The sequence below is a fragment of the Haematobacter genomosp. 1 genome (assembly GCF_002196855.1).
In the GTDB taxonomy this organism is placed as follows: domain Bacteria; phylum Pseudomonadota; class Alphaproteobacteria; order Rhodobacterales; family Rhodobacteraceae; genus Haematobacter.
In genome coordinates, this window is sequence record NZ_NIPW01000015.1 from 108,447 (window position 1) to 120,990 (window position 12,544).

Here is a 12,544-nt window from a genome sequence, read left to right on the forward strand (position 1 = left end):
ACAGGAACAGCAAGATGCTCATGCAAACCCCTCGGTTCGACGCCGTCACACTCGAAGTGATCTGGACCCGGCTGGTCTCCGTGGTCGATGAGGCAGCGGCAGCGCTGGTGCGCAGCTCCTTCTCCACGCTTGTGCGGGAATCCTACGATTTCTCCTGCATCATCACCGATCCGAAGGGCCGGTGTCTGGGACAGGCAACCGACTCCATCCCCTCCTTCATCGGCACGCTGCCGAAGACGGTGCGGCATTTCCTCGACCATTTCCCGGCGGAGACGCTGAACCCGGGCGACGTGCTCATCACCAACGACCCGTGGATGGGCACCGGCCACCTGCCGGATCTCACCGTGGTGAAGCCGATCTTCCTGAACGGCAAGCTGACCGGCTTTGCCGCCTCCACCACGCATTCGCCCGACATGGGCGGGCGCACAGGCACCTCCGACATCCGCGACGTGTTCGAAGAAGGTTTTCAGGTGCCGATGCTGAAGCTGATCGACGCAGGGAAGGTCGACCAGACCTTCATCGCGCTGCTGCGCAAGAACGTCCGCGTTCCCGATCAGGTGGTGGGCGATCTCTGGGCGCAGGTCTCTGCACTGGAGTTGATGGAAAAGCGGCTCTTTGCCCTCATGGACGACTACCAGCTCACCGAACTCGTGAGTCTCGCCGACGAGATTCTTGATCGGTCGGAGGCCGCCATGCGGGACGCCATCCGCAGGTTCCCGGACGGTGAATACGACTACGAACTGAACACCGACGGTGTGGTGGAGCCGCTGACCATCCGGATCAAGGTCAAGGTGCAGGGCGACAGCGTGCTGGTGGATTACGACGGCACCTCCCCCCAGGTGGACCGGGCGGTGAACGTCGCGCTCTGCTACACCTATGCCCAGACGGTTTACGGGCTGAAATGCATCCTGGCGCCCGACATGCCCAACAACGATGGTGCGCTGCGCCCGATCGAAGTGGTGGCGCCGGAGGGATCGATCCTGAACCATCGCTACCCCGCCTCCGGCCAGACGCGAACGCTAACCGGGCATTTCCTGCCGTTCGCCGTGTTCGGCGCGCTGGCGAAGGCCGATCCCACCCGCGTCGCCGCCGGCCCCGGTTCGCCGCTTTGGAGCCTTCAGGCCACCGGTGTCACACCCACGGGTGAAACTTATGTGAACAAGTTCTTCTTCAACGGTGGCACAGGCGGCACGGATCAGCGCGACGGCTACAACGTGCTGAGCTGGCCCTCCAACATCTCCTGCGTGCCGGTAGAGATGATGGAGCAGCAGTCGAACTTCCGCGTGCAGCACAAGCGCTTCCGCATCGGCTCCGGTGGCGAAGGGCGGCATCGCGGCGGGCTGGGGCAGGAGACGCTGCTGGAATACCGCTCGGATCTGCCGGTCGTGGTCGGTTTCCACGCCGAGCGGACCGTGGTACCCCCGCCAGGAATCGCGGGCGGCGACCATGGGCAGCCGGGGGTTCTGGAGATCAACGACCGGGCGCTGACGCCGAACGAGCAAAAGGTGCAGCATGTCATCCGCAAGGGCGACCGCATCCATATGCGGACGCCGGGTGGCGCCGGTTTCGGGACGGCGGCGGAACGCGATCCGGCGGCGGTCGAAGCTGACCGTGCCGCTGGCTACATCTGAGCGGAGGACGCGATGAAACTCACCGGCGAACAATTGATCCCCGCCTCCGTGGAAACGGTGTGGCAGATGATCAACGACCCCGAAGTGCTGAAGGCCTGCATTCCCGGCTGTGAAAGTCTCGAGCGCGGCGAGGATGACCGGCTGACGGCGACGGTCGCGCTCAAGGTCGGACCGGTCAAGGCGCGGTTCGCCGGTGACGTCACGCTGAGCGAGATCGATCCTCCGAACGGCTATCGCATCTTCGGCAAGGGATCGGGCGGCGTGGCGGGCTTTGCCGAAGGGGGCGCGGTCATAGCCTTGGCCCCCGTGGAGGGGGGTACGCTGCTCACCTACGATGCGGAAGCGAAGATCGGCGGCAAGCTTGCGCAGCTCGGCACCCGGCTGATCGACTCGACCGCCAAGAAACTCACGCTCCAGTTCTTCGATGCCCTGAACCAGAGGATCACCGAGACCGTCTGACTGGGTTACGGACACACCCGAGCGCCAGCCTATCCTCGCCGATGGGAGGGTGCCTGCGGGGAGGAAGCTGGTTGCCTGTCTCCCGAAACGGGTGGCGATGCGGCGGGACCTGCTTGAGTTTGCAGAAAACTCTCTCGATCAGGTTGCCGCGGCAGAGGTCGGACAGGACTGTGCGGTGCGGGTGGCTGCGCCGCTGGAACACGGGCCTGTCCCCTTACCGCCACCCATGCGACCAGGCACGGCTGTCCGAGCCGCGATCGGCAATCACGGGTGCCGGGCGGTGCGTCCGGCAATACCGGGGCCACTGTCCTGCCGGAGGCGTTACCAGGTGCGATACGGTCCGGCGTCACAGGCAGGCGGACGGGACGGGCCATTCTGATCGACAATGGCGTGGATCCTGCAACTTGGTCCGCCGTGAGAATGGCCAAGGGCATGATCCTCGGCCCTTTCCCACCGGCGACGAGCTGATGGGCGCGGACTCTCGAGGAACCCATCAACGCGACCGGCTGCGGTGCGCGCTGCGCTGGCTTCTCAAACACTTTCAGCCAGATACCGCACCTACTCCGGGGGTGAGGCGACCATAAACTATGGTAGCGGTCGGGAAGATCGCGCCGTAGCGCAGGATGTGGAATCCCGTTCACCACACGTCGGTTCCGAACTCAGGGCCTGCCTCTGGACGGCCTTCGGCAATAACGGCTCGACTCGCCGCCACTCGCCCTCGCTCAGATCACAGCGGGCCATGGAAACCCTGCCACCCGCTGCGGAAGTGAACAACGCCCCCCGGAAGAACCGGCACTTTGACATCGAATTCGACACCTTGCCGTCAGGAAGTGTCCCGGGAGCAAGCCACCCTTGAGCAGCCGCGATGTCAACTCTGGTGGCGGCCGCGGAATACCGGCCCCTTCCGTCGACCTGCAGGCAGCGCCTCCCCCGTCTCGTCGAGGCCAGCCGGTCGCGGATAGCTGCGGCCCCAGATCGTGAGACGGTCCCTTTCCAGCATCCTCCGCTCCGTCCGGTCGAGCCGTGCGCGGGCCGATCCTGCATCACCCTGCGCCTCGCGCAGCGCGCGCGACCACAGACGCAGCGCGGAATGGGGGCTCCACGGTAAAGCCGCCCCCGCGAGCCACGCCCTGAGTTCAGGCGGAAGCCCGTCGTAACGCTGCATCGGGCACCGGCGGCGTCGGCACTTCAAGGAGGTGGCAAGGTTCTGCCCCATCGTGGGATTCCCTCCCTCCGAGGCAGCAGGCCATGCGCTGCAAGGCCGGCACGGCATGCCTCTGGAGACTTGCGGTTGGCAGACAGACGGCTCAAGCCACGCGGCGCTGTTCCCATTGCGGGAACGGATCGGGCAACTGCTTCCACAACTCCGGGGTAAAGTCCTGGGCATCGATCAACGCGGCGTCCAGGGCCGCCGTCAGCGCCTCCCGGTCCATGCCAGCGCCGATGAATACCAGTTCCTGCCGCCGGTCACCCCAAGGGTCCTGCCAGACCTTCGCCACCTCGGCGAGACTGTCAGGATGACCGGGCCAGCGGTCCCGCGGCACGGAGGCCCACCACCCGCCAAGCGGTGTCACGCTGGAGACGGCGCCGGCAAGACTGAACTCCACCGCCCAGTTCGGTCGGCTCGCAATCCAGAAATGCCCCTTCGCCCGGATCACGCCCGGCAGATCGCCGTTGAGAACGGCGTGAATCGCGCGCGGGTCGAATGGCCGCCTGGCCCGATAGACAAAGGAGGAAATCCCATATTCCTCCGTCTCCGGGACGTGGTTTTCGAACCCGTAAAGCTCCTTGGCCCAGAGCGGATGCTCATGCGCCCTGTCGAAGTCGAACCTCCCCGTGTCAAGGATGTCGTCAGCCGCCACCCGACTGAAATCCGTCTCTATCAGCCGCGCATCGGGGTTAAGGGCGCGGACGATCTTGCGGGCCAGACCCAGCAGGACCGGGCCCGCGGCGGTGACCTTGTTCAGGATGATGACATCGGCGAATTCGATCTGGTCGGTCAGCAGGTTGACCAGCGTGCGCTCATCCTCCGCTCCGAGGCTCTCGCCGCGATCGGCAATGAAGTCGTGGCTGGAGAAATCCCGGGTCAGGTTCACCGCATCAACCACGGTCACCATCGTGTCGAGGCGGGCGATGTCCGACAGACTTTCGCCCCCTGCATCGCGGAAATCGAAGGTCGCGGCTACGGGGAGCGGCTCTGCGATCCCGGTGGATTCAATGAGCAGATAGTCGAAGCGACCCTCCTCGGCGAGACGCCGCACCTCAAGCAGCAGATCGTCGCGCAGGGTGCAGCAGATGCAGCCGTTCGTCATCTCCACCAGCTTCTCCTCCGCCCGCGACAGTTCGGTTCCACCGCGCACGAGATCGGCGTCGATATTCACCTCCGACATGTCGTTGACGATCACCGCGACGCGACGGCCCTCGCGATTGTTCAGAACATGGTTGAGAAGGGTCGTCTTGCCTGCGCCCAGAAACCCTGAAAGTACAGTGACAGGCAGCCGGAGATCCGGGGCAAGGGGGCTGACGGTCATGGCACGCTCCATATGTAATGTTATTACGTTTCATTACTGGATGGGTATTTCTGTCGCAACCCTTTTGTGAGACGCTGATCCGGTTTCGATGCCGACCTCCCGGTAGCCCCGATGCGTCCCACGGAAACCAGCGCGGCGCCCGCGTGCTTTAGAAAATGCGCAACTGACGACCGGGAGACGCAACCCGCAAACCGGCCGCAGATCGCTCCGGCAAGGGCCGGCAACCGGAAGGGTTCACCCCGCGAATACGGTGGCGCTGGAGCGGATGACCAGCTCCACCGGCAGGATCGTGTCGCTTTCCGCCTCCTCTGCGCCGCCAAGCTGATGAAGCAGGCGCTCCGCCGCCATGCGGCCAAGGGCGGTACGCGGCTGGCGGATCGTCGTCAGGGGCGGCGAGACATGTGACACCAGCTCGATATCGTCAAACCCGATGATGGAAACCTGCTCCGGCACGCGAATGCCGTGGCGCTGAACCTCCGCCATGAAGCCGCATGCCATGGCGTCGGATGCGAGAAACAGACCGGTGGGCCGCAGATCAGCAGGTTGCGCGATCCAGGAGAGAGCCGCACGCCGCCCGGAGTCGAGCGAAAAATCCCCCGCATAGAGAGCATCTTCGGCAAGACTTAGCCCGCGCATCGCCAGCCGATCCCTCACACCGGCCAGCCGCGCCACGCTCAGCACGCTTTCCGGCGGGCCCGCGACATGGCCGATGCGCCGGTGCCCCAGATCGACGAGGTGGTCGATCGCCAGCCCCGCCGCGGCCCGGTTGTCGATCTTGACCCGCGGTGCGGCCAATCCGTTGATCCATTCGCAAGCCTCCACCACGGGAAGGCGGCCCGTCACGATTTCCGCAGGCAGGGTGCCGTCCAGAACGATCAGCCCGTCCGCCAGCGAAGGTTCGGCACAGTCGCGGAGCCGATCGGCACCGGCCGTCCATGTATCGACGATCAGCAGATTATAGCCCGCCGGACCCAGCACGGAGGCGATACCCGAGAGAATTTGGGAAAAGAACGGGTTGGCGAGATTTGGAACCAGCGCCACGATCGCGCCCGTCCGTCGGTGCCGCAGGTTGCGCGCGGCCTGATTGAGCCGGTAGCCCGTCGCCTCCACCGCATCCATGACAGCGGCCCGCGTCTCCGCGCTGACCAGCGCCGGGTTTGAGAGCGCCCGGCTGACGGTGGCCGTCGAGACGCCCGCTATCCGCGCGACATCGCCAATTCTCGGTCGCTCCCTGCTCACCTTTTTCTCCCGCTTCCCTGTGATCAAAATCATTGCAACCGATTACATTGCATGTCTATGCTGAATGCAATCGATTACATCGTGCCGTCGCGGCGAGGGAGGAGCGATGAGGACGATCAGGGGACCGGGTCTTTTTCTGGCGCAGTTCGCGGGGGATACCGCGCCGTTCGATGATCTTTTGCCGCTTGCGAAATGGGCGGCGTCGCTCGGGTATGAGGGGGTGCAGATCCCGACCGGGGACCAACGGCTCTTCGATCTGGAGAGTGCTGCCGCTTCGCAGGATTACTGCGATGACGTTGCGGGCAGCCTTGCCGAAGCGGGCATCGCGATTACCGAACTTTCCGCTCATGTGCAGGGTCAGCTGGTCGCCGTGCATCCGGCCTATGACATCTGCTTCGACGGCTTTGCGCCGCCGTCGCTCCGGGGCCTGCCCGCGGCGCGGACGGAATGGGCGGTGGATGAGGTCAAGCGGAGCCTGACGGCCTCGCGCCGCTTGGGGTTGCCCGCGATGGCCGCGTTTTCCGGGGCGCTCGCCTGGCCCTATCTCTATCCCTGGCCGCAGCGCCCTCCGGGGCTGGTGGAGGAGGCGTTCGACGAACTGGCGCGCCGCTGGCGTCCGATCCTCGACCATGCGGAGGAAGAGGGCGTCGATATCTGCTTCGAAATCCACCCGGGCGAGGATTTGCATGACGGCGTCAGCTACGAGATGTTTCTTGAGCGCGTCGGCGGGCATCCGCGGGCCTGCCTGCTCTACGACCCCTCACACTTCGTGCTCCAGCACCTCGATTATCTGGAGTTCATAGATATCTATCATGAGCGCATTCGGATGTTTCACGTCAAGGACGCGGAACTCAACCCGACGGGGCGCCAGGGCGTCTATGGCGGCTATCAGCCGTGGCTGAAACGGGCGGGTCGCTTCCGCAGCCCCGGTGACGGACAGGTCGATTTCGGCGCTGTATTCTCCAAGCTCACCGAATATGATTTCGCAGGTTGGGCGGTGGTGGAGTGGGAGTGCTGTCTGAAACACCCCGAAGACGGCGCGCGCGAAGGCGCGGCCCTTGTCAAAGACCACATCATCCGGGTGACGGACCGCGCCTTCGACGATTTCGCCGATGCGGGAACAGGGCGGTCGGACAACCGCCGTCTGTTGGGGCTGGAGGAATGACGCCGCTTCCGCTCGGCATGGTCGGGGGTGGTCAGGGCGCATTCATCGGCGGCGTGCATCGGATCGCTGCGGCCATGGACGGGCAGTTCGCACTGGTGGCGGGGGCGCTGTCCTCCTCGCCGGAGCGGGCGCGGGTCTCGGCGCAGGAACTGGGTCTGGCACGCAGCTACGACGACTACCGCCAGATGGCCCGGGCGGAGGCGCGGCGGAAGGATGGCATCCGCGCCGTCGCCATCGTCACGCCGAACGACAGGCATGTCGGCCCCGCCATCGAGTTTCTGAAACGCGGCATCCATGTCATCTGCGACAAGCCGTTGAGCGCCACTCTCGCCGAAGCCAAGCGGCTGGAACGAGTGGCCGCGGCCTCACCGGCGCTCTTTGTTCTGACCCAGACCTACTCCGGCTATCCGATGATCCGGCAGGCGCGGGACATGGTGGCGCGCGGCACGCTGGGCCGTATCCGGCTCGTGCAGGTGGAATATCTTCAGGACTGGCTGACGGAACCTGTCGAGGCCAGCGGATCGAAACAGGCGGAATGGCGGACGGACCCTGCACGGTCGGGTGCAGGCGGCGCGCTCGGCGATATCGGCACGCATGCGTTACATCTGGCGGAATTCGTCGCCGGGATGCAGGCGGAGGCGATTGCGGCGGACCTGTCGTCCTTCGGACCGGGGCGCGTTCTGGACGACAATGCCCATATTCTGACGCGCTATCCGGGCGGGGCGCGGGGCACGCTCCTCATAAGTCAGGTGTCTCCAGGCAATGAGAACGGCCTGCGTCTGCGGCTCTACGGGGAGCGGGGCGGGCTGGAATGGGCGCAGGAGGAGCCAAACCGCCTGTGGTTCGCACCCGTCGGAGAGGCGAAGCGCCTGTTGACCCGCGGCGGGCCGGAGGCGACGGCGGCCGCCACCCGTCTCACCCGCGTTCCGGCCGGACATCCCGAGGGCTATCTGGAAGCATTTGCGAATATCTACGTGGAGGCCGCGCGGGCCATCCGCGCACGGGAGTCGGGGCTGCCACCGCCGGACGGCGTGATCGTTCCCACGCTGGAGGACGGGATGCGCGGCATGCGGTTCATCGCCGCCGCCGTCCGGTCCTCCAAAGCCAATGCCAGATGGGTGCGGCTATGACGTCCCCTTCCCTCTCTCTCCGGGACGTGAGGAAGGCCTTCGGCCCGATCGAGGTGCTGCACGGCATCGATTTCGATCTCCACCCCGGCGAGGTACATGCGCTGATCGGTGAAAATGGCGCGGGCAAGTCCACGATCATGAAGATCCTCGGCGGGTTTCTTCAGCCGAGCAGCGGGGCCGTTCTGCTGGACGGCGCTCCGGCGCCCTACCGGTCCGGCGCGGAGGCCGAGGCACTGGGCGTCGTCGTGATCCATCAGGAATTCAACCTGGCCCCGGACCTGACCGTCGCGCAGAACATCTGGCTGGGCCGCGAGATGGGCGGCCTGCTGCTCGACCATCGCGCCATGCGGGAGGCGACGCAGGCGCTGCTCGATCAGCTCGAATGCCGCGTCAGCCCGGATGCGCGCATCCGCAATCTCTCGGTGTCGGACCGTCAGATGGTGGAAATCGCCAAGGCGCTGTCGCGCAATGCCCGTGTTCTCATCATGGACGAACCTTCCGCCACCCTGACCCGGCGGGAGGTGGAGGTGCTGTTCCGCCAGATCGACAGGCTCCGGGCGAATGGTGTGGCTCTGCTCTATACTTCCCACCGGCTGGAGGAGGTGGACCGTCTGGCCGACCGCATCACCGTTCTGCGCGATGGGGCCGTGGTCCGCCGTGCGCTGCGCGGCGAAATGTCGGAGGACAGCATGGCCACCGCCATGGTCGGGCGCAAGCTGACCGACATCTTTCCGCCCCGCCGGACCACCTTCGGCCCCGCCGTGCTGGAAGTGCGGGATTTCGACGTGCCCCCCGTGGTCAGCGGTGTTTCCTTCGCGCTGCGGCAGGGAGAAGTGCTGGGGATCTCCGGGCTGATCGGTGCGGGACGGACGGAACTGGCGGAGGCGCTGATCGGGCTGCGGCCCCACCGCGGCACCCTCCTCCGGCACGGCGCGGCAATCCGTGTGGCATCGCCGCGCGATGCGGCCCGCCACGGCATCGGCTATCTGACGGAGGACCGCAAGGAAAGCGGCCTCCTCCTCACCAAGAGCCTGCGCGAGAACCTGACACTGCCTGCGCTGGAACGCTTCGGCTGGCCGCTGCTGTCGCGCCGCGCGGAGGAGGAGGCCCTGACCAGCGCCATTGCAGAGTTCGACATCCGCGCGCCTCGGCGCGACATGGCGGTCGGCAATCTCTCGGGCGGCAATCAGCAGAAGCTGCTGCTGGCGAAGACCATGCTTCCCGATCCCGAGGTTGTCATCATCGATGAACCCACCCGTGGCATCGACATCGGCACGAAAAGCCAAATCTACCACTTCATCGACCGCCTGGCGCGGGAGGGGCTGAGCGTCATCGTCATCTCCTCCGACATGCCCGAGGTTCTGGGACTGTCGGACAGGGTGATGGTCATGCGGCAGGGCCGCGTGGCCGGAATGCTGGAAGGCGCGGAGATCACCGAGACCGCCGTGGTCCGGCTGGTGATGGGAACGACAGGGAAGGCCGAAGCGGATGCGTAAATTCTCCCTCTCGACCCTTGGCCCGTTGGCCGCGCTGATCCTGCTGATCGTGGTGGGCGCGCTCCTGAACCCCAATTTCCTGTCGGCGGGCAATATCACCAACGTCCTTGCCCGGTCCGCCTTCACGGGCATGATCGCGATCGGCATGACATTCGTCATCACCAGCGGGGGGATCGACCTCTCGGTGGGGTCGATGGCGGCCTTCATCGCGGGAATGATGATCCTCGCCATGAATGCGCTGATCCCGACGCTCGGGATCGGTGTGCCGCTCGTTCTGGCGGGGATGGCGGTCGCGCTGGCCGTCGGCCTTGCGGCCGGGTTCGTGAATGGGGCGCTGATCACCCGCGTCGGAATAGAGCCGTTCATCGTGACGCTGGGCACGATGGGGATATTCCGCAGCCTCGTCACCTGGATCGCCGATGGTGGCACGCTGAGCCTCAACTTCGATGCCCGCCAGTTCTACCGTCCGGTCTATTACGGCGGGCTGTTCGGAATCGCATGGCCGATCATCGTCTTCGCCGTGACCGCGGTGGTGGGAGAGGTCGTCATGCGGCACACGCGCTTTGGCCGGCATATCGAGGCGATCGGCTCGAACGACAAGGTGGCGCGCTATTCCGCGGTGAATGTCGAGAACACGCGCCTCATGGCCTATGTGTTTCTGGGGCTGCTCGTCGGGCTTGCGACGATCCTCTATGTTCCGCGCCTTGGCTCCGCCTCCGGCTCCACCGGCCTTCTGTGGGAGTTGGAGGCCATCGCCGCCGTCATCATCGGCGGCACGGCCCTGAAGGGCGGATATGGACGGGTCTGGGGAACGGTGGTCGGCGTGCTGATCCTCAGTCTCATCGACAACATCCTGAATCTCGCCGATCTGGTGTCGCCCTATCTCAACGGTGCGATTCAGGGCGTCATCATCGTGCTCGCCGTCGTGCTGCAGCGGGGGAAATCGACGGCCGAGGGGCGATGAACCCTGCAGCGCGTCCGGGCAGAGAACAGGCTCCGGCCGGCGCAGGAGAGAGCTTCCGCCCAACGTGGCGGCATGAGGGGAAGGCCGCCATGCCGGCGGCACAAAGGGGAGGAGAAAATATGAAACGCAGGCATTTCTTTTCCGCGGCAGCGGCGATTTCCGTCGCCATCGCGACAGCGGGAGCAGTGCGGGCACAGGATGCGGGCGCCACGATCGGCGTGTCCATCCCGTCGGCAACGCATGGCTTCATGGGAGGGCTGAACTGGCACGCGCAACAGACGATCGCGCGGCTGTCGAAGGTCTATCCCAACCTGAAATTCGTGCTCGCAACGGCCGGTGAACCCGGCAAGCAGGTTGACGACATCGAAGACATGCTCGCGACGCGCAACATCGACGGCCTCGTCGTCCTGCCGTTCGAATCCGAGCCGCTGACCGCGCCGGTCAAAGCGGTCAAGGACGCGGGCAAGTGGGTCACGGTGGTGGACCGCGGCCTTGCCATCGACGGGATCGAGGATCTCTACGTGGCGGGCGACAACACCGCTTTCGGCCGGGTGGCCGGGGAATATTTCAAGGCCAACCTGAAGTCCGGCGCCAAGGTGGTCGTTCTGCGCGGCATCCCGACGACGCTCGACAACGAACGTGTCGCGGCCTTCGAAGCGGCCATCGACGGCTCCGGCATCGAGGTGCTGGACAAGCAGCACGGCAACTGGAACCGCGACGACGCCTTTCAGGTGATGCAGGATTATCTGTCGAAATACCCCCATATCGACGCGGTCTGGGCAGCGGATGACGATATGGCCATCGGCGTGCAGGAAGCGATCGCTCAGGCAGGCCGGACGAACGAGATGTGGATCATCGGCGGCGCCGGCATGAAGGAGATCGTGAAGCGGATCATGGACAAGGATCCGCAGTTCCCCGTCGATGTGACCTATCCGCCGGCGCTGATCTCCGCGGCGATAGAAATGACCGCCCTCCGGTTCGTCTCCGACACGCCGGTCTACGGCCGGTTCATCATCGGCTCGACCCTCATCACGCCGGAGAATGCCGAGAGGTTCTATTTCCCCGACAGCCCGTTCTAACCGGGCTTCCCCCGTCGGCGCCATCCGTTGCAACGATCCGGCGGCGCGAGGGGGTGTTCCCCTCACGCCGCCTTGGGAGCGGGGCGCCTGCTGTGACGGGCAGGCTCAATCCGTTCGGCCTCCGGGGCGGGGGGACGAGGCTAACCCTGCAGCCCCCCGCAATAGGCTTCGAGCTGCGCGGCTGCCGTCCCCCAGCCGTAGAGGAACCCCATCTCCTCATGCGTCTTGCGGATCTCCGGCGTGCGGTGCCGGACGATCACCGTATAGGCAGTCTCATCGCCCGGCGCATCGGCAAGCAGCAGGATCGCGGTCATGAACGGCGCGGGCGTTGGCTTCCAGCCTTCAGTATAGCTGTCCGTGAAGACCAGCTTCTCCTCCGGCACGATCTCCAGATAGACGCCGCGGTTCTCCACCACGGCGCCATCCACGTCGAAAGTCGTATTGAATCTCCCGCCGACGCGAAGGTCGATATCCACGCCCGTAACCCTGTGCGGAGCGGGGACAAAGAAATGCGGAATATGTTCCGGTCGCGTCCAGCACGCCCAGACCAGATGTCTCGGCGCGGCCAGAACACGGGAGAAGCCCAGATCGGTATCGGGGTCGAGGTCGATTGTCATGTCGCGCTCCCTGCATCCGGTGTTGCGAGGTCACCGTTCGGCCAGCCGAGTCGGTCCTTCTGGAGACTCCGCTGAGCGTCGGGCCATTTTCTGTTCGCGTCCAGAACTTCGGGATGGTGCAGAAACTATTTCCCCGGGACAGCCCCTGCCCCGCGCCGGGAGCCGCCCGATCGCGTCCCGCAGGCGCGGGACGTTCACTTACTCACGTGGCATGACCTTTTTTCCACCCTCGT

General features: G+C 65.4%; 11 protein-coding genes. 7 read left to right on the top strand and 4 right to left on the bottom strand.

What is annotated here, in order from left to right; translation table 11 throughout:
* The first annotated feature begins 14 nt into the window (after nt 1-14).
* Together CDV49_RS10400 and CDV49_RS10405 are read left to right on the top strand one after the other, a co-directional pair.
* Nucleotides 15-1,631 carry a hydantoinase B/oxoprolinase family protein gene (locus CDV49_RS10400; RefSeq protein WP_088215468.1) on the top strand — a complete coding sequence of 539 codons (1,617 nt, stop codon included), beginning with the start codon at nt 15-17 and terminating at the stop codon, nt 1,629-1,631.
* 12 nt (nt 1,632-1,643) lie between these two features.
* On the top strand, nt 1,644-2,090 hold the full coding sequence (locus CDV49_RS10405) for an SRPBCC family protein (protein WP_088215469.1): 447 nt from the start codon (nt 1,644-1,646) through the stop codon (nt 2,088-2,090).
* Nucleotides 2,091-2,958: 868 nt separating this feature from the next.
* On the opposite strand, the gene CDV49_RS10410 is transcribed toward CDV49_RS10405, so the two are convergent.
* From CDV49_RS10410 to CDV49_RS10420, 3 genes are all read right to left on the bottom strand, one after another.
* Nucleotides 2,959-3,363 carry a DUF6525 family protein gene (locus tag CDV49_RS10410; protein ID WP_306424944.1) on the bottom strand — a complete coding sequence of 135 codons (405 nt, stop codon included), beginning with the start codon at nt 3,361-3,363 and terminating at the stop codon, nt 2,959-2,961.
* A gap of 34 nt (nt 3,364-3,397) precedes the next feature.
* A complete protein-coding gene (locus CDV49_RS10415) occupies nt 3,398-4,621 on the bottom strand; it encodes a GTP-binding protein (RefSeq protein ID WP_088215471.1) in 1,224 nt (407 codons plus the stop codon).
* 234 nt (nt 4,622-4,855) lie between these two features.
* Nucleotides 4,856-5,860, bottom strand: coding sequence for a LacI family DNA-binding transcriptional regulator (locus tag CDV49_RS10420; protein WP_088215472.1), 1,005 nt, complete (start codon nt 5,858-5,860; stop codon nt 4,856-4,858).
* 106 nt (nt 5,861-5,966) lie between these two features.
* On the opposite strand from CDV49_RS10420, the gene CDV49_RS10425 reads away from it, so the two are divergent.
* The 5 genes from CDV49_RS10425 to CDV49_RS10445 all read left to right on the top strand — a co-directional run bounded on the left by CDV49_RS10425 (nt 5,967) and on the right by CDV49_RS10445 (nt 11,694).
* Nucleotides 5,967-7,025, top strand: a complete 1,059-nt coding sequence (locus tag CDV49_RS10425) for a sugar phosphate isomerase/epimerase family protein (protein ID WP_088215473.1) — start codon at nt 5,967-5,969, stop codon at nt 7,023-7,025.
* The gene (locus CDV49_RS10430; RefSeq protein WP_218821936.1) at nt 7,022-8,155 is read left to right on the top strand and encodes a Gfo/Idh/MocA family protein; all 1,134 of its coding nucleotides are present in this window, start codon (nt 7,022-7,024) and stop codon (nt 8,153-8,155) included. The genes CDV49_RS10425 and CDV49_RS10430 overlap by 4 nt, the downstream gene beginning before the upstream one ends.
* On the top strand, nt 8,152-9,651 hold the full coding sequence (locus CDV49_RS10435; RefSeq protein WP_088215474.1) for a sugar ABC transporter ATP-binding protein: 1,500 nt from the start codon (nt 8,152-8,154) through the stop codon (nt 9,649-9,651). Before CDV49_RS10430 ends, CDV49_RS10435 begins: the two co-directional genes overlap by 4 nt.
* Nucleotides 9,644-10,615 (top strand): ABC transporter permease, encoded by a 972-nt coding sequence (locus CDV49_RS10440; protein ID WP_088215475.1) that lies wholly within the window; start codon nt 9,644-9,646, stop codon nt 10,613-10,615. The genes CDV49_RS10435 and CDV49_RS10440 overlap by 8 nt, the downstream gene beginning before the upstream one ends.
* Nucleotides 10,616-10,734: 119 nt before the next feature.
* Nucleotides 10,735-11,694, top strand: a complete 960-nt coding sequence (locus CDV49_RS10445) for an ABC transporter substrate-binding protein (RefSeq protein WP_088215476.1) — start codon at nt 10,735-10,737, stop codon at nt 11,692-11,694.
* A gap of 140 nt (nt 11,695-11,834) precedes the next feature.
* Here the strand turns inward: CDV49_RS10445 and CDV49_RS10450 are convergent, their stop codons facing one another.
* Nucleotides 11,835-12,305 (bottom strand): SRPBCC family protein, encoded by a 471-nt coding sequence (locus CDV49_RS10450; protein WP_088215521.1) that lies wholly within the window; start codon nt 12,303-12,305, stop codon nt 11,835-11,837.
* Nucleotides 12,306-12,544 lie beyond the last annotated feature (239 nt).

Coding starts and splice junctions, on each gene's coding strand:
- CDV49_RS10400 (WP_088215468.1), top strand. CDS start 15: ATGCTCATGCAAACCCCTCGGTTCGACGCCGTCACACTCGAAGTGATC.
- CDV49_RS10405 (WP_088215469.1), top strand. CDS start 1,644: ATGAAACTCACCGGCGAACAATTGATCCCCGCCTCCGTGGAAACGGTG.
- CDV49_RS10410 (WP_306424944.1), bottom strand. CDS start 3,363: ATGCCGTGCCGGCCTTGCAGCGCATGGCCTGCTGCCTCGGAGGGAGGG.
- CDV49_RS10415 (WP_088215471.1), bottom strand. CDS start 4,621: ATGACCGTCAGCCCCCTTGCCCCGGATCTCCGGCTGCCTGTCACTGTA.
- CDV49_RS10425 (WP_088215473.1), top strand. CDS start 5,967: ATGAGGACGATCAGGGGACCGGGTCTTTTTCTGGCGCAGTTCGCGGGG.
- CDV49_RS10430 (WP_218821936.1), top strand. CDS start 7,022: ATGACGCCGCTTCCGCTCGGCATGGTCGGGGGTGGTCAGGGCGCATTC.
- CDV49_RS10435 (WP_088215474.1), top strand. CDS start 8,152: ATGACGTCCCCTTCCCTCTCTCTCCGGGACGTGAGGAAGGCCTTCGGC.
- CDV49_RS10440 (WP_088215475.1), top strand. CDS start 9,644: ATGCGTAAATTCTCCCTCTCGACCCTTGGCCCGTTGGCCGCGCTGATC.
- CDV49_RS10445 (WP_088215476.1), top strand. CDS start 10,735: ATGAAACGCAGGCATTTCTTTTCCGCGGCAGCGGCGATTTCCGTCGCC.